The organism is Agromyces sp. Y575 (assembly GCF_059445445.1).
The window spans coordinates 346,042-365,098 of the sequence record NZ_JCAIUI010000003.1 but is presented as its reverse complement, the minus strand read 5'-3'; the positions used below and the strand labels follow the sequence as shown (position 1 = coordinate 365,098).

At 68.6% G+C, this 19,057-nt stretch carries 18 protein-coding genes; 7 read left to right on the top strand and 11 right to left on the bottom strand.

Annotated elements, in window-relative coordinates; genetic code table 11:
• Positions 1-52: 52 nt before the first annotated feature.
• Entirely contained in the window at positions 53-502 is a 450-nt protein-coding gene (locus tag AC1C2U_RS13825) for a DUF2269 family protein (RefSeq protein ID WP_495362338.1), read from the bottom strand.
• A 267-nt stretch (positions 503-769) separates the two neighbouring features.
• Between AC1C2U_RS13825 and AC1C2U_RS13820 the strand changes: the two genes are divergently transcribed.
• Together AC1C2U_RS13820 and AC1C2U_RS13815 are read left to right on the top strand one after the other, a co-directional pair.
• Positions 770-2,149 carry an MFS transporter gene (locus tag AC1C2U_RS13820; protein WP_495362337.1) on the top strand — a complete coding sequence of 460 codons (1,380 nt, stop codon included), beginning with the start codon at positions 770-772 and terminating at the stop codon, positions 2,147-2,149.
• A 177-nt stretch (positions 2,150-2,326) separates the two neighbouring features.
• Entirely contained in the window at positions 2,327-2,896 is a 570-nt protein-coding gene (locus AC1C2U_RS13815) for a four-helix bundle copper-binding protein (protein WP_495362336.1), read from the top strand.
• A gap of 139 nt (positions 2,897-3,035) precedes the next feature.
• Here AC1C2U_RS13815 and AC1C2U_RS13810 read toward each other — a convergent pair whose 3' ends face one another.
• From AC1C2U_RS13810 to AC1C2U_RS13795, 4 genes are all read right to left on the bottom strand, one after another.
• Positions 3,036-3,389 carry a hypothetical protein gene (locus AC1C2U_RS13810; RefSeq protein ID WP_495362335.1) on the bottom strand — a complete coding sequence of 118 codons (354 nt, stop codon included), beginning with the start codon at positions 3,387-3,389 and terminating at the stop codon, positions 3,036-3,038.
• A gap of 129 nt (positions 3,390-3,518) precedes the next feature.
• Entirely contained in the window at positions 3,519-4,352 is an 834-nt protein-coding gene (locus tag AC1C2U_RS13805; RefSeq protein ID WP_495362334.1) for an ABC transporter permease, read from the bottom strand.
• Positions 4,349-5,245 carry an ABC transporter permease gene (locus AC1C2U_RS13800; protein ID WP_495362333.1) on the bottom strand — a complete coding sequence of 299 codons (897 nt, stop codon included), beginning with the start codon at positions 5,243-5,245 and terminating at the stop codon, positions 4,349-4,351. Before AC1C2U_RS13800 ends, AC1C2U_RS13805 begins: the two co-directional genes overlap by 4 nt.
• Positions 5,242-6,168, bottom strand: coding sequence for an ABC transporter ATP-binding protein (locus tag AC1C2U_RS13795; protein ID WP_495362332.1), 927 nt, complete (start codon positions 6,166-6,168; stop codon positions 5,242-5,244). The genes AC1C2U_RS13800 and AC1C2U_RS13795 overlap by 4 nt, the downstream gene beginning before the upstream one ends.
• Positions 6,169-6,346: 178 nt before the next feature.
• Between AC1C2U_RS13795 and AC1C2U_RS13790 the strand changes: the two genes are divergently transcribed.
• Both AC1C2U_RS13790 and AC1C2U_RS13785 read left to right on the top strand, forming a co-directional pair.
• Positions 6,347-6,574 (top strand): hypothetical protein, encoded by a 228-nt coding sequence (locus tag AC1C2U_RS13790; RefSeq protein WP_495362331.1) that lies wholly within the window; start codon positions 6,347-6,349, stop codon positions 6,572-6,574.
• Positions 6,575-6,655: 81 nt separating this feature from the next.
• The gene (locus AC1C2U_RS13785; protein WP_495362330.1) at positions 6,656-8,533 is read left to right on the top strand and encodes an ABC transporter ATP-binding protein; all 1,878 of its coding nucleotides are present in this window, start codon (positions 6,656-6,658) and stop codon (positions 8,531-8,533) included.
• A 180-nt stretch (positions 8,534-8,713) separates the two neighbouring features.
• On the opposite strand, the gene AC1C2U_RS13780 is transcribed toward AC1C2U_RS13785, so the two are convergent.
• Entirely contained in the window at positions 8,714-9,097 is a 384-nt protein-coding gene (locus AC1C2U_RS13780) for a DUF1622 domain-containing protein (RefSeq protein ID WP_495362329.1), read from the bottom strand.
• A 202-nt stretch (positions 9,098-9,299) separates the two neighbouring features.
• On the bottom strand, positions 9,300-11,216 hold the full coding sequence (locus AC1C2U_RS13775) for a phosphoenolpyruvate carboxykinase (GTP) (protein WP_495362328.1): 1,917 nt from the start codon (positions 11,214-11,216) through the stop codon (positions 9,300-9,302).
• A 131-nt stretch (positions 11,217-11,347) separates the two neighbouring features.
• Here AC1C2U_RS13775 and AC1C2U_RS13770 point away from each other — a divergent pair, with 131 nt between their 5' ends.
• The 3 genes from AC1C2U_RS13770 (at position 11,348) to AC1C2U_RS13760 (ending at position 14,347) form a co-directional block, all read left to right on the top strand.
• Positions 11,348-12,790, top strand: a complete 1,443-nt coding sequence (locus AC1C2U_RS13770; RefSeq protein WP_495362327.1) for a helix-turn-helix domain-containing protein — start codon at positions 11,348-11,350, stop codon at positions 12,788-12,790.
• A gap of 238 nt (positions 12,791-13,028) precedes the next feature.
• Positions 13,029-13,370, top strand: a complete 342-nt coding sequence (locus AC1C2U_RS13765) for a PadR family transcriptional regulator (RefSeq protein ID WP_495350896.1) — start codon at positions 13,029-13,031, stop codon at positions 13,368-13,370.
• Complete coding sequence (locus AC1C2U_RS13760; protein ID WP_495362326.1) at positions 13,367-14,347, top strand: permease prefix domain 1-containing protein; 981 nt, start codon at positions 13,367-13,369, stop codon at positions 14,345-14,347. The genes AC1C2U_RS13765 and AC1C2U_RS13760 overlap by 4 nt, the downstream gene beginning before the upstream one ends.
• 206 nt (positions 14,348-14,553) lie before the next feature.
• Here the strand turns inward: AC1C2U_RS13760 and AC1C2U_RS13755 are convergent, their stop codons facing one another.
• The 4 genes from AC1C2U_RS13755 to AC1C2U_RS13740 form a co-directional block, all read right to left on the bottom strand.
• The gene (locus AC1C2U_RS13755) at positions 14,554-15,342 is read right to left on the bottom strand and encodes an SDR family NAD(P)-dependent oxidoreductase (protein WP_495362325.1); all 789 of its coding nucleotides are present in this window, start codon (positions 15,340-15,342) and stop codon (positions 14,554-14,556) included.
• A 147-nt stretch (positions 15,343-15,489) separates the two neighbouring features.
• Entirely contained in the window at positions 15,490-16,665 is a 1,176-nt protein-coding gene (locus AC1C2U_RS13750; RefSeq protein ID WP_495362324.1) for a thiolase family protein, read from the bottom strand.
• A gap of 329 nt (positions 16,666-16,994) precedes the next feature.
• Entirely contained in the window at positions 16,995-18,509 is a 1,515-nt protein-coding gene (locus tag AC1C2U_RS13745; protein WP_495362323.1) for a glyceraldehyde-3-phosphate dehydrogenase, read from the bottom strand.
• A 191-nt stretch (positions 18,510-18,700) separates the two neighbouring features.
• Positions 18,701-19,009 carry a hypothetical protein gene (locus AC1C2U_RS13740; protein WP_495362322.1) on the bottom strand — a complete coding sequence of 103 codons (309 nt, stop codon included), beginning with the start codon at positions 19,007-19,009 and terminating at the stop codon, positions 18,701-18,703.
• Positions 19,010-19,057: the final 48 nt, after the last annotated feature.

The following is a 19,057-nucleotide window of genomic DNA, read 5'->3' as shown; positions in this document are numbered from 1 at the left end:
CGAAACCACGCCATACAGGGGTTTCGACAGGCTCAACCTGCAGAAGTGCGCGCTACGGCTTCCAGACCATGAGCACGACGACCGCGAGGAGCAGCAGCGACGCGATGCCGCTGCCCGCGGCGATCGCGGGGTAGCCGGCCTTCGGCGCGGCACCTTCGCCGGCCGCGCTCGCTCCGAGCGCCTCGGCGGCCTTCTTCATCGACGGCACGACGACGAAGAGCGTCAGGGCGAACGCGATGACGTAGAGAATGATCGACCAGAGGATCCAGGGCGTCGTGATCGAGAGGCCGAACTCCTCGGGTGCCATGCTCATCGCACCGAACCCGAACACGAAGACGAGGAGCGAGAGCCACGAGAAGATCGTCGTGGACTTCGCGAGCACCGCGACCTGCGCCCCGTTGCCGGCGCGCACCGCCCGCATCGCGGTCATGGGAAGGATCGCCATCGGGCCGACGATGAAGACGGCGCCGGCGACGTGCAGAATGTTGATCAGGGTATCCATGCGGCCAGCCTAACGAGCAGGGGATGCCGCGGCATCCGTCGTTCGATCCAATCGCTTCAGCATGTCAGCGCCGCTCGCCGCTCGCCGCTCGCCGCTCGCCGTTCGCCCCTCGGCGCACCGGGGGCATGCTGGGGGATCCTCAACGAACGAGGCGTAGGCTAGTGCGGTTGCCACAAGCGACGGTTCCACTCACCGACTCCGCCCGATGCCAGACCGACACGCCCGGAGACCGGCGCTACGCCCACCTCCTTGGAGTCCTCGCCAGCGATGCCTACATCCGCCGCGGCCACTGCCGCACCCGCAACACCTGAAACCACTGCAACCCCCGCGAATCCGCGCAGTCGAGTCGTGCTCGCGAGCCTCATCGGCACGACGATCGAGTTCTACGACTTCTACGTCTACGCGACAGCCGCGGTGCTCGTCTTTCCGCACCTCTTCTTCCCGACCGGCGATGCCACGACGGCGCTACTCGCGTCGTTCGCCGTCTTCGGCGCCGCGATGGTCGCCCGCCCGCTCGGTGCGGTCATCTTCGGCCACCTCGGCGACAAGCACGGCCGTAAGGCGACCCTCGTCGGCGCGCTCCTCACCATGGGCGTCGCGACCTTCCTCATCGGCCTGCTGCCGACGTACGCGATGGTGGGCTGGCTCGCGCCGCTCCTGCTCGTGATCCTCCGAATCGCCCAGGGCTTCGCGCTCGGCGGCGAATGGTCGGGCGCCGCGCTCGTGGCGACCGAGAACGCACCGAAGGGCAAGCGCGCCTGGTACGGCACCTTCCCGCAGCTCGGCGCGCCGATCGGCTTCATCATCGCGAACGGCCTGTTCCTCGTCATCGCGGCGGTGCTGCCGTCGGATGACCCGACGATGCCCTCGCAGGCCTTCCTCGACTGGGGTTGGCGCATCCCGTTCCTGTTCTCGGTCGTGATGGTCATCGTCGGCCTCTGGGTGCGGCTGCGGCTCGTCGAGTCCACGGCGTTCTCGAAGGCCTCGAAGGCAGGCAAGCTCAAGAAGCTCCCCCTTGCGACCGTCTTCAAGGACCACTGGCGCCAGCTCATTCTCGGAACGTTCTTCATGTTGGCGACGTACGTGCTCTTCTATCTGATGACCACGTTCTCACTGAGCTACGGCCGCGCAGCGGTCGAACCGGACGATGGCGCACTGCCCGGCCTCGGCTACTCGTACAACACCTTCGTACTGATGCTCATCGGCGGTGTGCTGTTCTTCGGTGTCTTCACGCTGCTCTCAGGGCCGTGGGCCGACAAGTGGGGCCGTCGCAAGACGCTCATCTGGGTCACGCTCGGCATCATCGTGTTCGGCCTCCTGTGGGTTCCGCTCCTCGGCGCGGGGTTCTGGGGCGTCATGGCCTGGCTCGTCGTGGGCTTCTCGCTCATGGGCATGACCTTCGGACCGATGGGGGCGCTCCTGCCCGAACTGTTCCCGACGAACGTGCGCTACACCGGTTCCGGTATCTCGTACAACGTGTCGTCCATCCTCGGCGCGGCGGTCGCCCCGTTCATCGCGGTCGCCCTGTGGCAGGCCGGCGGCGGCAGCCCGTTCTGGGTCGGCATCTACCTCTCGGTGATGGCCGTGCTCACGCTCATCGCCCTCATTGTCTCGAAAGAGACGAAAGACGTCGACATCGACGCCTGAGCACACGATGACGAGCGAGGGGCGGATGCTGCGGCATCCGCCCCTCGCTCGTTCGCGCCCTCGTTCCGCGCCTTTCCCTGGCTCCCGCCGCTCGACTCCTCCCCCGTCGGGCCGGCTCATCGAGAGGGCGCTTCGTGTCGTCATCGGGCGTCGAGAGCGACACGAAGCGCCCTCTCGATGGGCGACGCATCCGTTCACGAGATCGTCACACGCGACCCTTCTCGGCCCGCGACGCCCGGCGTAGCATGGCGTGCAACAGGGGCGCCGAGTCATCCGCCGGCACCGTCGACGCTCGACCGCCCAGGACGGCGGGTCGTGCAGATGAACATGACGATGGACATGATGAAAGGCGCCATGTCGTCGTCGGAGATGCCGATGGACGGCATGGATCCGGCGGTGATGCAGGAGTGTATCGAGGCCCTCTCCGCGTGCATGCAGGCGTGCGTGATGTGCGCCGACGCCGACGCGAGCGAGGGCATGGGCCGCTGCGCGAGCCTCTGCGCGAACTGCGCCGACATGTGCGACACGATGATGCGAATGTTGCTGCGCATGCACGGCTGGGAGATGCCGGTCATGATGTCGATGATGCAATCGACGATGATGATGGCCCGCGCCTGCTCGGCCGAGTGCATGATGCACGCCGAGATGAGCGAGCACTGCCGCATGTGCGCGGTGGCGTGCGATCAGGCTGTCATGGCGATGGACAAGATGATGGACTCGATGAGCGAGGCGATGCCGATGGCGTGAGGTTGTGCCGCACGAATCGCGTCGGTCGAGTCGCGAGCCGAGTCCGTCGGTCGAGTCGCGAGCCGAGTCCGTCGGTCGAGTCGCGAGCGGAGCGAACGTATCGAGACGCGCCCGCCGACACCCCGGCCGTCGCTACCCGTCAGGCGAACGCGACGCTGTACCGCTGCCCGCCGCTGGCCAGCACACCGTAGATGCTGTGCACGGCGACCGGGTCGCCGGTCACGAGCGCGCCCTCGAACGCTTCGTGGTGCCAGACACGGCGCAGCGATTCGTCAGCCACGTCGGCGACCGTCACGACCCCGTCGGCGCCGACCACGACCACGATCGCGTCGAGCCACTTGCTCGCCGTCGTCGTCGCGAGGCGCGCCTGCATCGCGTGCAGTCGGTGGCCCGGCCGGTCGCTCCGGCACCCCGCCGCGCTCTCGCACCCGCGCATGCCCATGACCGTGCCGACGTGCGGCTCGGTGGCGGTGTGCGGTTCGCGGTGCGACATGAAGGCTCCTCGGTGTTCGATGCCGCCACGATACGCGCGAGGTGAGCGGATGTCGCGGGCCGGTGTAACCCGCCGCAACACTCACCGCCGGCCACCAACCCTCACTGTCGACCCCAGGCGCGCACACCGTCAGTCGAGGAAGAGCACCCGCAGCCGCTTCGTGGTGAACACGAGGCCGATCGCGATCATCACGGCGTAGTAGAGCACGTGCCAGAGCAGGCCCCAGCTCACGTCGCCCGTCGTGAGCCCGCGCACGAGCTCGACGCCATGCCACAGCGGGAGCGCCTGGACGACGCCCTGCAGCCACTCGGGGTAGACGGTGAGCGGGTAGAACGTCGCGGAGAACAGGAACATCGGGAGCATGACGAAGTTGATCCAGTCCATCTGCTGGAAGGTCTTCATGTAGCTCGTGATGGCCATGCCGAGGCTCGCGAATCCGAAGGCGATGAGCAGCACGGCCGGCAGGGCGAGAAGCGCCCACCACGACAGGTTGAGGCCGAGCACCTGCATGACGAACTGGAACCCGACGGCATAGAGGGCACCTCGCAGGAGCGCGAGAAGAATCTCGCCGAGCGCGACGTCGAGCGGCCCGAGCGAGGTCGACAGCATGCCCTCGTAGAGCTTTGCGAACTGCATCTTGAAGAAGACGTTCCAGGTGGAATCGTAGATGGCGCCGTTCATCGCCGCGACCGCGAGGAGCGCCGGCGCGATGAACGCGGGATACGCGACCTCTTGGCCGCTCGCGGTCGTGACGGTGCCGACCAGGGCGCCCAGGCCGATGCCCATCGCAAGCAGGTAGAAGATCGGCTCGAAGAAGCCGCTCACGACGACGAGCCAGTTGGTGCTACGGGTCGCGCGCCAGCCGCGGAGCATGACCGCACGTGCGTTGCCGGCGTAGAGCGCGCGCAGCGGTCGCAACCGGATGCTCGCAGGGGCGAGGTCGCGCTCGGTCGTGTCGGTCATCGCCCGAGCCTCCGTACTGCGATGCGGCGGGCCCAGATCCAGCCGATGACGATAAGCACGACGAGGTAGACGACATGCACGACGGTGAGCCAGATCGGCTCGGCATACCCGTACGAGAACACGCGAGCGAGCTCCGCGCTGTGCCAGAGCGGGGAGATCCAGCCGATCCACTGCAGCCAGATCGGGAAGGTCGACAGGGGGAAGAACGTGCCGGAGAAGAGCGTCATCGGCAGTACGACGAAGCGCATGACCATGGCGAGCTGACCGGTGTCCTCCTCGAGCGTCGAGGTGTAGCCCATGAGCAATGCGCCGAACGCGAGCCCGCCGAGCAGACCCGCGAAGACCATGAGGAAGGCGATCGGTGCAGGCGCCGCCCCGAACACGAGGATGAGCGCGAAGAACAGCACGAGATTCACGAGCATCCGGATCGCGACGGAGATGACGACGCCGTCGACGATCTGAGGGGGTCGGAGCGGTGAAGCGCTCATGCCGGTGAACGTGGGATTCCACTTGTAGCCGAGCATGACCGGATACGTGAACTCCTCGCTCGCGACCGTGATGGCCGCACTCGCGAGCAGGGCCGGCGCGACGAAGACCAGATAGCTCACGCCGTCGACCGCCTGGGCGCCGAGGTTGGCGTCGACGATCGTCGCGAGCCCGACGCCGAGCGCGTAGAGGTAGACGAGGGGGCTGCCGATGCCGGCGACGACGACGGTGCCGGTGTAGCTCTTCATCACGCGGAACCGATGCAGGGCGACATACCACGCGCCCCAGCGGCGCGGCCTTCGCCCGGCGGCGATCGCACGGCGTGCGAGCTCGGTCGTGGCATCCGTCGCTCGGGTCTCGAGCCGGCTTTCGGGGCCCTCTCGACCCGCTGACGCGAGATCGGTCATTCGATGAGGCTCCGTCCGGTGAGTCGGAGGAAGACGTCTTCGAGACTCGATCGCCGCACGAGGCTCGTGATCGGGTGGAGCCCGGCATCGGTGATCTTCACGAGTTCGGCCTCGCCGTCGTTGCTGTACACGAGTATGCGGTCGGGCAGCACCTCGAGGCGGTCGCCGATGCCGGCGAGGCGATCGGCGACCTCGCTGTTGCGGTCGCTACCGAAGCGCACCTCGAGCACTTCGCGCGAGGAGTACTGGCGGATGAGCGCGGCCGGGGTGCCCTCGGCCATGATCGCACCCTCGTCGACGACCACGAGCCGGTCGCAGAGCTGCTCGGCCTCGTCCATGTAGTGGGTCGTCAGGAGCAGGGTCGTTCCCTGCTCTTTGAGGCGGAACAGGCGGTCCCACAGGATGTGCCGGGCCTGCGGGTCGAGGCCCGTCGTGGGTTCGTCGAGGAGCAGGAGTCGCGGGTCGTTGATGAGGGCTCGGGCGATCGTGAGCCGCCGCTTCATTCCGCCCGAGAGCGAGTCGACCTTCGCCTTGCCCTTCTCTTCGAGCTGCGCGAACGCCAGCAGCTCGTCTGCGCGTTTCGCGACGATCTTGGCGGGCAGCCCGAAATACCGGCCGTAAACGAGGAGGTTCTCGCGCACGCGGAGCTCGGTGTCGAGATTGTCGGACTGCGGCACGACGCCGAGTTGGGAACGGATCTCGGGCCCGAAGTCGTCTGGGTCGAGGCCGAGGATGGAGAGCTCGCCCTCGGTGCGCGTCGAGACTGCTCCGACCATGCGCATCGTCGTGGACTTTCCTGCGCCGTTGGGGCCGAGCAGCCCGAACGACTCACCGGCCGCGACCTCGAAGGAGATTCCGTCGACGGCGGCGAATTCCCCGTATCGCTTGACGAGGTCGGTAGCAACGATCACTGGTGCTGGCACAAGGCTTCACGATAGTGGTCGGCGCTGACATCGCGTCACCCCTGTAGATGCGTGTCGATGCACGAGATGCGTGTCGACGCACGAGATGCGTGTCATCGATGCGCGCACGGACGCTGAACCCCCGCTCGCGAGTCAACCCACGTTGACAGGCGTCAGGACGTCAACTAGCGTTGACGTCATGGACGATCACACCCTCCGCACCGCGATCGCGGCCGCCGACGGCGACGACCCGTACCGCGCACTCCGCGACCTCCACCACGCGCGAGTCGACCTCACCCGCGAGCTCGACCGCGCAGAGGCCATCGCCGTGCGGCGGGCGCGAGCCACCGGGTCGAGCTGGCAGCTCATCGCCCTCGCACTCGAGGTCTCCAAGCAAGCGGTGCACAAGAAGTACGGGCGCAGCTAGGCCACGTAAGCTGCAATGCGGCGACGACGCGGAACCCGAGCGGATGCGGCATCCACTCGCCGCGCCGGCCAGGAAGCGAACATGAGCGACACTGATACCCGACGTTCCCCCTTCGGCCGACGCGAAACCCCCACGGGGCCGCGGGCGACCTTCCGGCAGCTGCTGCCGTTCATCTTCGAACACCGGCCGGTGCTCGTCGCCGTCGCGATCCTCAGCGTCATCGGGGCGCTCACGAGCCTCGCACAGCCGCTCCTCGTGAGCCAGGTCATCTCGATCGTGCAGGAAGGCGAAGCGCTCGGCTGGCTCGTCTGGGCGCTCGTCGTGCTCGTGATCGTGAGCGGTGTCATCTCGGGCTACCAGCACTACCTGCTGCAGCGCACTGGCGAGGGCGTCGTGCTCTCCGCCCGCAAGCGACTCGTCGCCAAGATTCTGCGCCTGCCGATCGCCGAGTTCGACACCCGCCGCACGGGAGACCTCGTTTCGCGCGTCGGCAGCGACACGACGATGCTCCGCGCGGTGCTCACTCAGGGACTCGTCGAGGCGATCGGCGGCACCGTCACCTTCGTCGGTGCGCTCATCGCGATGCTCATCATCGACCCCGTGCTGCTCGGCCTCACCGTGCTCGTCGTCGCGATCGCGATCACGACGGTGACCCTCCTCTCCCGACGGGTGCGCGAAGCATCCCACCAGGCTCAGGAGAAGGTCGGCGACGTCGCAGCATCCGTCGAGCGCGCGATCAGCGCCGTGCGCACCATCCGCGCCGCGGGCGCCACCGACCGCGAGATCCGGGCCGTCGACGGCGATGCCGAGGGGGCATGGGAGATGGGCGTCAAGGTCGCGAAGATCTCCGCCCTCATCGTGCCGATCGCGGGCATCGCGATGCAGGTGTCGTTCCTCGTCGTTCTCGGCGTCGGCGGGTTCCGCGTCGCGACCGGCGCACTGACCGTCGCGAACCTCGTCGCATTCATCCTCTTCCTGTTCATGATGATCCTGCCGCTCGGCCAGGCGTTCGGCGCGATCACCTCGGTGAACCAGGCGCTCGGCGCCCTCGGCCGCATCCAGGAGATCCTCGACCTGCCCGATGAAGACACGCACGACCGCGAACTCGCACCCCTCGCGCTCATGGTCGGCGACGCCAACGAGGCCGTACTCCCGGATGCCGCCGCGATCGAGTTCGACGGCGTGCACTTCGCCTACGCCGCCACTCGCTCGGACCCCGCCGATCCGGCGAACGAAAGTGCCGACGAACACTTGCCCGAGCCCGATGTCACCGATCGTCAGCCCGTGCTCCGCGGCGTCTCGTTCCAGGTGCCGCGCGGCCGGCGCATCGCGCTCGTCGGCCCATCGGGTGCCGGCAAGTCGACCATCCTCGCCCTGATCGAGCGGTTCTACGACCCCTCGATCGGCGTCGTCCGCATGGGCGGCCTCGACCTGCGCTCGCTCGATCGCGCCGAGCTGCGCGCCCAGATCGGCTACGTCGAGCAGGACGCGCCGGTACTGGCCGGCAGCCTTCGCGACAACCTGAAGCTCGGCAGCCCCGATGCGACCGATGAGGAGTGCGAGCACGTGCTCCGCGCCGTGAACCTCGGCGGTGTGCTCGACCGCAACCCCGACGGGCTCGGCGCCGCCGTCGGCGAAGACGGCATCATGCTCTCGGGCGGCGAACGCCAGCGCCTCGCGATCGCGCGCGCGCTGCTCGCTGCTCCCCCGATCCTGTTGCTCGACGAGTCGACGTCGTCGCTCGACGGCGTGAACGAACGCATGATGCGCGAGGCGATCGACGCCGTGTCGGCCGGTCGCACGCTCATCGTCATCGCGCATCGGCTGTCGACGGTCATCGACTCCGATCGCATCGTCGTGCTCGACGAGGGCCGCGTCATCGGCGAGGGCACGCACTCCGAACTCGTGGCCGCCGTGCCCCTCTACCGGCAGCTCGCGCAGCACCAGCTGCTCGTCTGAGGCGCGGCGAACTCCATGACGGCCTCAGGGCCCACCCGAGTGCAGCTCAGTGCCCGCTCGGACGGCGCGGCAGCGGGCACTTCGTAGCGTGGACTCCCGCATCCGATCTTCGGATGCCTCGAGCCCCTGCCCCACGGAGGACCACGATGACCATCGCACCCGCGTCGAGCGCGCGCGACCTCAGCCGGCTTCGGTCGACGCGATCGCGGGTTCCCCATCGACGGGCGTCCCGCGCTTCTGCCACGGCCAACGCCCCGAGATCTCGAGCTCGAGCGACCAGCTGAGAAACGTGCGGATGAGCACGATGACCGCGAGCACCGCGACCGAGTCGAGCGTCGGTGTGACAGCGACGGTCTTGATGATGTCGGCCGCGACGAGCAGCTCGAGGCCGAGCAGGATGGCCCGGCCGAGCACGCGACGGAAGCGCGTGTAGACCGGGCTCATGCGCCGCAGGCCTCGGAGCGCGGCATCGACGATCGCGTAGAGCACGCCGATGACGATCGCCGCGACGCCGAGCACGTCGATGACCTCGCCGACCGCTTCGATGACACTGCCGAATTCCATTTACCCCCCTCGCGGCACACGCTAGCGCCGCACGGCCCGTGCGGGCACGCGACGTGCCGGGATTCCTGCGACGGAATCCGGCGAAGGAAGCGGACGACGGATGCCGCGGGCGACGACGCACCTCCCGAGCGCGAGCGTCCGCGGCATCCGTGACCCACATGGCGATGCGCCCCGCGGATCGCGAGGCGCACTGCCGACCGGGCTACGCGCCCTGGTGCTGCAAGTGGTATCGCAGGCTCGCGAGTTCTGCCTTGAGCGCCGCGGGCACGCGGTCGCCGAACTGCGCGAAGTACTCGTCGGTGAGGTCGCACTCGGCGAGCCACGAGTCGCGGTCGACGTCGAAGAGCTGTTCGAGCGCGGCATCCGTGATATCGAGTCCGTCGAGGTCGAGCGAACCGGAAGCCGGGAGCATGCCGATCGGCGTCTCGATCGCGTCGGCCGCACCCTCGATGCGCCCGACGATCCACTCGAGCACACGCGAGTTCTCGCCGAAGCCCGGCCAGAGGAACGAGCCGTCGCCGCCCTTCCTGAACCAGTTGACCTGGAAGATCTTCGGCGCGTTCGTGCCGAGCACACGGCCCATCTTGACCCAGTGGCCCCAATAGTCGGCCATGTTGTAGCCGCAGAACGGGAGCATGGCGAAGGGATCGCGGCGAAGCTCGCCGACCGTGCCCTCTGCGGCGGCCGTCTGCTCGGACGAGATCGTCGCGCCCATGAACACGCCGTGCTTCCAGCCGCGGGCCTCGGCGACGAGCGGCACGTTCGTGGCACGGCGCCCTCCGAAGAGGATCGCGTCGATCGGCACGCCGTCGTGCGCGTCCCAGTCGTCTGAGATCTGCGGGCACTGCGCGGCCGCGACCGTGAAGCGGGAGTTGGGGTGCGCTGCGGGGCGACCGGATGCCGGCGTCCACGGCTTGCCCTCCCAATCGGTGAGCTCCGCGGGCGGCGTGTCGGTGAGGCCCTCCCACCAGACGTCACCGTCGGGCCGGAGCGCGACGTTCGTGAAGATGGTGTTGCCCCAGAGGGTCTGCACGGCGGTGGGGTTCGTGGTCTCCCCTGTGCCGGGTGCGACACCGAAGAAGCCGGCCTCGGGATTGATCGCGTAGAGGCGCCCGTCGTCGCCGGGTCGCATCCACGCGATGTCGTCGCCGATCGTCTCGACCTTCCAGCCGGGGATCGTGGGGCGCAGCATCGCGAGGTTCGTCTTGCCGCACGCCGACGGGAACGCGGCCGCCACGTGGTACGACCTGCCTTCGGGCGAAGTGATCTTGATGAGCAGCATGTGCTCGGCGAGCCAGCCCTCGTCGCGCGCCATGACGCTCGCGATGCGCAGGGCGAAGCACTTCTTCGCGAGCAGGGCGTTGCCCCCGTAGCCCGAGCCGTACGACCACACCTCGCGCGAATCGGGGAACTGAACGATGTACTTCGTCTCGTTGCACGGCCAGTCGGCCTCGGCGCGGCGGTGCCCGATGCCGTCGACAAGCGGGTAGCCGACCGAGTGCACGGTGCGCACCCACGGCTCGCCCGCCTCGATCAAGCGGTAGACCGCGTCGCCCATGCGGGTCATGATGCCCATCGAGAGCACGACGTAGGGCGAGTCGGTGATCTCGACGCCGAGCTGCGAGATCGGCCCGCCGAGGGGGCCCATCGAGAACGGCACGACGTACATCGTGCGCCCCTTCATGGAGCCGTCGAAGACGTCGGCGAGTTCTTCGCGCATCTCGCGGGGGTCGCGCCAGTTGTTCGTGGGGCCCGCGTCTTCTTCGTAGGTCGAGCAGATGAACGTGCGGTCTTCAACCCTGGCGACGTCGCCAGGATCGGTACGCGCGAGGTAGCTGTTGGGGCGCCATTCGGGGTTCAGCTTGATGAGCTTGCCCTCGGCGACGAGCTGCTTCGTCAGCAGGTCGGCTTCGTGCTGGGAACCGTCGCACCAGACGATCTCGTCGGGCTTGGTGAGACCGGCGATCTCGTCGACCCAGGCGCGCAGCGCGGGGTCGGTGGTGCCGCGTCGGGCGCCGGCGACGGCGTCGGGGGCGGTTGCGGTGGCGGAGGCTGCGGACGCCTCGGATGCCTCGGTGCCGATCGAGGCCGTGCCCGATACGAACTCGGAGATGGTCATCGTCGTCCCTTCCAAAGTGTGTGCCGACCAGTGGCCGGAAACGGTTCGTACTTCAAGAATGCGCGCGGATGCGGCATCCGTTCGGCCAAATGACCCGTTAAGAACTGCGCTTCTTTCGCTATTCTTAAGGCATGAAGGCAGGCTCCCCCGACCTCGCGACCCTCGGCCAGCGCATCCGCCACTTCCGCGGCGAGCGCGGCCTCACCCTCGACCAACTCGGTGATGCGGTGGGGCTCGCGGGCAGCCAGCTCTCGCTCATCGAGAACGGAAAGCGGGAGCCGAAGCTGTCGACCCTCGACGCCCTCGCCGCAAGCCTCCGAGTCGAGCTCGCCGATCTCCTCGCCCGCGAGGCACCGAGCAGAAGGGCCGCACTCGAGCTCGAACTCGGCCGGGCGCAAGCGAGCTCGCTCTACGCGAGCCTCGGGCTGCCGGCCATCAGGCCGGGGCGCGGCATCACCGACGAATCGCTCGAAGCGATCGTGGGCCTCCACCATGAGCTGCAGCGCCGGGCGAGCGAAGCCATCGCCACCCCTGAAGAGGCGCGACGGGCGAACACCGAGCTGCGCGAACTCATGCGCGAACGCGACAACCATCTCGCCGAGATCGAGCAGCTCGCCGAAGACCAGGTGCGGTCATCCGGCCACCGCTCGGGCGCCGTCACCCACCGCGAAGTGGGCGTCATGGCCGAGCGCCTCGGCTTCCAGCTCATCTACGTCGACGACCTGCCCGACTCGACCCGGTCGATCACCGACATCGCGAACGGCCGCATCTACCTGCCGCCGGCATCGATCCCCGGCGGACACGGACTGCGGTCGATGGCGCTCCAGGCGATGGCGCACCGGCTGCTCGGCCATGAACGGCCGGCGAGCTACGCGGAGTTCTTGTGGCAGCGGCTCGAGATCAACTACTTCGCGGCTGCGTGCCTCATGCCGCGCGAGGCATCCGTCACCTTCTTGCAGGCCGCCAAGAAAGAGAAGCGGCTCGCCATCGAAGACTTCCGCGACGCATTCGGCGTGACGCACGAGGCGGCGGCGCTGCGGTTCACGAACCTCGCGACGACGCACCTCGACATGACCCTGCACTTCCTCCGCGTCGCCGGCGACGGGGCGCTCCTGAAGGGCTACGAGAACGACGGTCTGCCGCTGCCGACCGACGTCACCGGGTCGATCGAGGGGCAGTGGGTGTGCAAGAAGTGGAGTGCGCGCAGCGCGTTCGGGCACACGAACCGCACGACGGAGAACTACCAGTACACCGACACCCCCGCCGGCACGTTCTGGTGCGCGACGCAGACGGGGCGCACGGATGCCGCGGAGTTCTCGATCTCGGTCGGGGTGCCGTTCAACCAGGCGAAGTGGTTCCGCGGGCGCGAGACCACGCAGCGCGCGGTCTCGACCTGCCCCGACGACGCCTGCTGCCGTCGGGCGCCTTCGGAGCTCGCCGAGCGCTGGGCCGGGCGGGCGTGGCCGAGCGCCCGGTTGCACGCGCACGTGCTGTCGCCGCTGCCGTCGGGCACGTTCCCGGGCGTCGACGACTCCTCGGTGTACGAGTTCCTCGAGGCGCACGCCGAGCAGTAGCCGGCAACTGCACCTCACCCCTCATCCCTCACCCCTCACCCCCACCCCTCACCCTCACCCTCACCCTCACCCTCGCCCCTGCAGCAATTCAGGAAGGGAGTCGGCGTGTCCGGACGACACGCCGTCCAGACAGCCGCGACAGGCCTCCCTTCCTGAATTGCTGCGCGGGCGACGAGGCATCCGTCGCGCTATGAAGTGTGGGTTGCAATAGTGTGTGTCACACAGTAACGTGTGAGGCATGAGCACAGATGAGACCACCGCGGGGCACCTGCAGGAACTGAGACGCGGCACCGTCGTGCTCGCCTGTCTCATCCGCCTGCGCACACCCGACTACGGCTACGCACTGCTCGAGTCGCTGAACGGGCTCGGCATCCTCGTCGATGCGAACACCCTCTACCCGCTGCTGCGGCGGCTCGAGAAGCAGGCCCTCCTCACGAGCGAGTGGAACACCGACGAGGCGCGGCCCCGCAAGTTCTACCGAACAAGCCCGACCGGCGAGGTGCTCGCCGGCGCCCTCATGACCGAATGGCAGCGCATCGACGACGCGCTCGCCGGACTCACGACTGGAGACGAACGATGACCACCCTGACCGACCGCTACGTGTGGGCCGCCGCCCGCACCCTGCCCGAAACGCAGCGCCCCGAGTTCGATCGCGATCTGCGCGAGCGTATCGGCGACGCGAGCGACGCACTGGTCGAAGCCGGCCAGCGCCCCGACGACGCCGAGCGCGCCGCCCTCACCGAGCTCGGCGACCCGGCAGTACTCGCCGCGCACTACGTCGACCGGCCGCTGCAGCTCATCGGGCCGCGCTACTTCCTGACCTGGTGGCGCATGTTGAAGCTGCTGTTCGCCGTGGTGCTGCCGTTCGCCGTCCTCGGCGTAGCGATCGCGCAGGCCGTCGCCGGCACATCCGTCGGCGGCATCATCGGCGCCGTCATCGGCGTCACGATCTCGGCAGCGGTGCACATCGGATTCTGGACGACGCTCGTGTTCGCGATCCTGGAACGCTCATCGGCCCCGGCCGGCCGGCGCGGAATCGACCTGCCATGGACGCTCGACATGCTGCCGGCCCTGCCCGAGCCGGGCAGGGCGTCGCGCCTTGCCGAGCTCATCGCGTCGGTGGTGTTCCTCGTCGTCTTCGCTGCCGTACTCGTCGCGCAGCAGTTCGGAATCCCCTGGGTTCCCGAGCTCGCATCGGTGCCGATCCTCGACCCAGCGCTGTGGTCGTTCTGGCTGCCGTACTTCATCACGCTCATCGCGCTCGAGGTGTTGTTCGCCGTCGCCGTCTACGCGTGGGGCTGGAACTGGTGGCTCGCCGGGACCAACCTCGTGTTGAATGTCGCCTTCACGGTGCCGGCGTTGTGGTTGTTCCTCACCGGCCAGCTGATCAACGAGCCGGCACTCGACGCGATGCGGTGGCCGTGGGGCGAGTCTGGGCCGATCATCGTGGCGATCATCGTCGTGGTGACGATCGGCGCCTCCATGTGGGACGTCATCGACGGTGTCATCAAGGCTGTCCGTGCCCGCTCGGCGGTGCGCACCGCTCGAGCAGCCTGAGCCGCACGGATGCCGCGGGGCGGGCGCTCGAGCTGAGCGCCCGCCCCGCGGCATCCCACCTGCATCGAGTGCCGAGTTGCACAACGATGCGCGTGACACGCCGCGAACGCACGGCGCGCCGTGCGAATCGTCGTGCAACTCGGCAACGGTCGCTCGGCGTGCTCGGCGTGCTCGGTGCTCGGCACTCGGGCAGCTCGGCCCACGCCCTACTTCGGCTGCATGCGAATGGCGCCGTCGAGGCGAATCGTCTCACCGTTCAGCATCGGGTTCGCGATGATCGAGCGCACGAGCGCGGCATACTCGGTGGGATGCCCGAGGCGTGACGGATGCGGCACCTGAGCCTCGAGCGACGCGCGCACCTCGTCGTCCATGCCGGCCATCATCGGCGTCTCGAAGATACCCGGGGCGATCGTGACGACGCGGATGAGCAGCTTCGACAGGTCGCGGGCGATCGGCAGGGTCATGCCCGCGACGGCGGCCTTCGACGCTGCGTAGGCGGCTTGGCCGATCTGCCCGTCGAAGGCGGCGACCGATGCGGTGTTGATGATGACGCCGCGCTCGGCGGTGCTCGGGCCGCCCGGCACGCTGCCGGAAACCGGCTCGTTGGCGGCCATCGCCGCCGCGGCGAGGCGGGTCACGTTGAACGTGCCGATGAGGTTCACCCGGATCGTGCGTTCGAACGCATCGAGCGGCGCCGGGCCGTCACGGCCGACGGTGCGGTTCGCGGTCACGATGCCGGCGCAGTTGACCGCGATGCGCAGCGGCGCCAGGGCGGATGCCGCGTCGACGGCGGCCTGCACCTCGGCCTCGTGCGCGACATCCGCTGCGACGAAGCGCGCCCGCTCCCCGAGTTCGGCCGCGGCCTCTTCACCGCGGGGGCCCGGCAGGTCGACGAGCACGACGGATGCCCCACCGTCGACGAGTGCACGAGCCGTCGCGCGTCCGAGGCCCGAGGCCCCGCCGGTGACGATCGCCGATGCGCCGTCGAGTTCCATCTGGTGTCCTTTCACATGGTCGTCGCCGAGCCGGTCGAACCGAGTGTTGCCGGTCGAGGCGAGCGTTGCCGGTCGAACCGAGCGTTGCCGGTCGAAGCGAGCGTTGCCGGTCGGCTCGCTTCGACAGGCTCAGCGAGCTGTGGCGGGTCAGATGCGTTCGATGATGGTGGCGTTGGCCATGCCGCCGCCCTCGCACATCGTCTGCAGGCCGTAGCGGCCACCGGTCGCCTCGAGTTGATTGACGAGCGTCGTGAGCAAGCGCGTGCCCGAGGAGCCGAGAGCGTGCCCGAGGGCGATGGCGCCGCCCCGGGGGTTCAGCTTCGCGGCATCCGCCCCCGTGTCATGCAGCCACGCGAGCGGCACCGACGCGAACGCCTCGTTGACCTCGTAGGCGTCGATGTCGTCATGGCCGAGTCCGGCGCGCTCGAGCACCTTGGCTGTCGCCGGGATGACACCCGTGAGCATGTAGAGCGGGTCGCTGCCCACAACCGAGAACGAGCGGAACCGCGCACGCGGCGTGAGGCCGAGCTGCTCGGCGCGCTCGGCGCTCATGATGAGGGCAGCGGATGCGCCGTCGGTGAGTGGCGAGGAGTTGCCCGGAGTGATCCGCCAGTCGAGCTCGGGGAACCGCTCGGCGAGTTCGTCGGTGCGGAACGCGGCGTTCAGCCCTGCGAGCGATTCGACGGATGTCGCGGGGCGCACGGTCTCGTCGGTCAGCGAGTCGACACCGGGCACCGGCACGACCTCGCTCGCGAACGCGCCAGACTCCTGTGCGGCCGCGGCGAGCTCGTGGGATCGCGCGGCGAAGGCGTCGAGCTCGTCACGTGCGAAACCCCACTTCGCGGCGATCAGCTCAGCCGAGACGCCCTGGTTCACGAGCCCATCGGGGTACCGCGTTCTGATGCGCGAGCCGTAGGGATCGGCGCCCGCCGTGCTCGAGCCGAGCCGCACGCGGCTCATCGACTCGACGCCGCACGCGATGACGATGTCGGCCTGCCCGGCGAGCACGGCCTGGGCCGCGAACGTCGCCGCCTGCTGACTGGAGCCGCACTGCCGGTCGATTGTCGTGCCCGGCACACTCTCGGGGAAGCCTGCCGCGAGCACCGCGTTGCGGGTGATGTTGTAGCTCTGCTCGCCGATCTGGCTGACGCACCCGCCGATGACGTCGTCGATCAGACCGGGGTCGAGGTCGTTGCGGTTCACGATGGTGTCGAGCACGCCCGCGAGGAGGTCGACGGGGTGGATGCCCGACAGGATGCCTCCGGGCTTGCCGCGCCCGACGGGCGTGCGCACAACGTCGACGATGACGGCTTCTCTGCTCATGCAGACAGCCTAGATCGGCTGGGGTCCCGACGCGAAGCCCTTCAGCAGCCGAGCCGGTCGAGCACCGCGGACGCCACCGCGACGGGAGACGAGTTCGACCCATCGTCGCTGCCGGTCGCGCCGCTCGTGCTCTCGGGCGCCGGCGCACGTCCGAACGGTGCGCCGGCCGACCCGCGGCACATCGACGTGGCTCCGACGATCGCCGCGCTCCTCAGGTACGACGCACCTGCCGGCGCCGATGGCCGCGTGCTCACCGAGGCCATCCGCACTCGATGACAGCGACGAGGCGGGCCCGCGATGGACCCGCCTCGCCGAGCACGCGCCGTCGATCAGACCGCCGCGACGACCTCGTCCCCCAGCGCGACCGGCTGACGCTCGGGCAATACCACGGGGTGGGTGCCTGCCATCGCCTCGATGACCCGCACGACCTGGCACGAGTATCCGTACTCGTTGTCGTACCAGACGTAGACGATCGCGTCGGTGCCGTCGGCGATCGTCGCGAGCCCGTCGACGATGCCCGCCCGGTTCGAGCCGACGAAGTCGGTGGAGACCACCTCGGGCGACTCGATGTAGTCGATCTGCTGGCGCAGGGGTGAGGTGAGCGAGACCTGGCGGAGATAGCGGTTCAGCTGCATCTTCGACGCCCGCCGCTCGAGCTGCAGGTTCAGGATCGCGAGCGAGACGTCGGGCGTCGGCACGCGGATCGCACTGCCGGTGAGCTTACCGGCGAACGAGGGCAGCGCCTTCGCGACTGCCTTCGCGGCTCCGGTCTCGGTGATGACCATGTTGAGCGCCGCCGATCGACCTCGCCGGTCACCCGAGTGGAAGTTGTCGATCAGGTTCTGGTCGTTCGTGAACGAGTGCACGGTCTCGACGTGCCCGCGCACGACCCCGTACGCATCGTCAACGGCCTTCAGCACGGGCGTGATCGCGTTGGTCGTGCACGACGCGGCCGAGAGGATCGTGTCGGCCTCGGTGATGTCGTCGTGGTTGATGCCGTGCACGATGTTCTTGATCGCGCCTTTGCCGGGCGCGGTGAGCAGTACCCGGGCCGCCCCGGTCGACTGCAGGTGCTGCGAGAGCCCAGCCTCGTCGCGCCAACGGCCGGTGTTGTCGACCACGATCGCGTCGTGGATGCCGTAGGCGGTGTAGTCGATCGACGCGGGGTCGTTCGAGTAGATCACCTGGATCAGCGTGCCGTTCGCGAGGATCGTGTTCGCCTCTTCGTCGACCTCGATCGTGCCGGCGAAGGGGCCGTGCACCGAGTCTCGGCGCAAGAGGCTCGCGCGCTTGACGAGGTCGTTGTCGGAGCCCTTGCGCACGACGATCGCGCGCAGGCGCAGCCCCTTGCCGTTGCCGGCGTGCGCGATGAGGATGCGCGCGAGCAGGCGCCCGATGCGGCCGAAGCCGTAGAGCACGACATCGGTGCCGGTGCGCCCTGAGCCCGCCGAAGCGGCCTCCGGCTCTCCCTCGGCCGCGATCACGGACGTCAGCTCGTCGCGCACGAAGCCGGCGAGCTCGCGAGCATCGCCTTCGCCGACGGCGTCGGCGTAGCGATCGACGAGGCGGGCCACGTCGATCGACGCAGGGCCCGGGGCGATCTCGCGCAGTACTTCGAGCACGCGCATCGTGTCGGCGAGGTCGAGTTCGACCTCACCCGCCTGCCGGGCGAAACGATGCGCCTTCAGCAGGGCGATCGCTGAGCGATTGATGAGCCGCCGGCCGTGAATGGAAGTCACCACCCCGTGGTCTCGGTAGAGGCCGCCGATGAGCGGGATCATCCGCTCGGCGAGTTCCTCTTTGGCGATCCATTCGGTACGGCGGGCGTCGAACTCGTGGCTCACGGGCATCCTTCTCGGCCGAGCGTGCAGGTGGGCAGCGTCGACCACGTCAGTTTCCAGGGGGTGCTCTGAATTCTACGGGCGCCGTGCTTCACGACTCCTGTACACGACGGCGTGAGCGGATGCCCCGGTGCGCCGACGTGTCGTTCGGTGCATCCGTCGGCGGCTCGAGCGTCCGAAGTCCCGAAGAGGCTTCAGACTGCCAGGGGCTCGTCGTCGATGAACTTGATGTCGTAGCCGGCGACTCGCTGCGGCACTCCGTCGAAGACCGCGGTGCGTTCAGGCGAGGCCATGTACGTCTCTTCGAGCCGCGCGAAGTCGTCGCGATCGCCGGGCGCGCTCACGGCCCACACGAATTCGTTCGATTCGCGGAGGCCGTAGGCGAACTCGATCGCGAACCCGGCCCCCGGCCGCACAATCGGCATGGAGCCCTGCCACCACTCGACGAAAGCGTCGTATTCTCCGTCGACGAGCGTGTACCGGCGCAGCTGAATCGTCTTCACCCCACCATTCTGCCGCGTGCGCAGCGCGTGTGACACGAGATCGCCTTG

What these genes read in the sequence shown, in the direction of transcription:
- AC1C2U_RS13825 (WP_495362338.1), bottom strand. Translation starts at nt 502, where the DNA reads ATGGATACCCTGATCAACATTCTGCACGTCGCCGGCGCCGTCTTCATC.
- AC1C2U_RS13820 (WP_495362337.1), top strand. Translation starts at nt 770, where the DNA reads ATGCCTACATCCGCCGCGGCCACTGCCGCACCCGCAACACCTGAAACC.
- AC1C2U_RS13815 (WP_495362336.1), top strand. Translation starts at nt 2,327, where the DNA reads ATGGGCGACGCATCCGTTCACGAGATCGTCACACGCGACCCTTCTCGG.
- AC1C2U_RS13810 (WP_495362335.1), bottom strand. Translation starts at nt 3,389, where the DNA reads ATGTCGCACCGCGAACCGCACACCGCCACCGAGCCGCACGTCGGCACG.
- AC1C2U_RS13805 (WP_495362334.1), bottom strand. Translation starts at nt 4,352, where the DNA reads ATGACCGACACGACCGAGCGCGACCTCGCCCCTGCGAGCATCCGGTTG.
- AC1C2U_RS13800 (WP_495362333.1), bottom strand. Translation starts at nt 5,245, where the DNA reads ATGACCGATCTCGCGTCAGCGGGTCGAGAGGGCCCCGAAAGCCGGCTC.
- AC1C2U_RS13790 (WP_495362331.1), top strand. Translation starts at nt 6,347, where the DNA reads ATGGACGATCACACCCTCCGCACCGCGATCGCGGCCGCCGACGGCGAC.
- AC1C2U_RS13785 (WP_495362330.1), top strand. Translation starts at nt 6,656, where the DNA reads ATGAGCGACACTGATACCCGACGTTCCCCCTTCGGCCGACGCGAAACC.
- AC1C2U_RS13780 (WP_495362329.1), bottom strand. Translation starts at nt 9,097, where the DNA reads ATGGAATTCGGCAGTGTCATCGAAGCGGTCGGCGAGGTCATCGACGTG.
- AC1C2U_RS13775 (WP_495362328.1), bottom strand. Translation starts at nt 11,216, where the DNA reads ATGACCATCTCCGAGTTCGTATCGGGCACGGCCTCGATCGGCACCGAG.
- AC1C2U_RS13770 (WP_495362327.1), top strand. Translation starts at nt 11,348, where the DNA reads ATGAAGGCAGGCTCCCCCGACCTCGCGACCCTCGGCCAGCGCATCCGC.
- AC1C2U_RS13765 (WP_495350896.1), top strand. Translation starts at nt 13,029, where the DNA reads ATGAGCACAGATGAGACCACCGCGGGGCACCTGCAGGAACTGAGACGC.
- AC1C2U_RS13760 (WP_495362326.1), top strand. Translation starts at nt 13,367, where the DNA reads ATGACCACCCTGACCGACCGCTACGTGTGGGCCGCCGCCCGCACCCTG.
- AC1C2U_RS13755 (WP_495362325.1), bottom strand. Translation starts at nt 15,342, where the DNA reads ATGGAACTCGACGGCGCATCGGCGATCGTCACCGGCGGGGCCTCGGGC.
- AC1C2U_RS13750 (WP_495362324.1), bottom strand. Translation starts at nt 16,665, where the DNA reads ATGAGCAGAGAAGCCGTCATCGTCGACGTTGTGCGCACGCCCGTCGGG.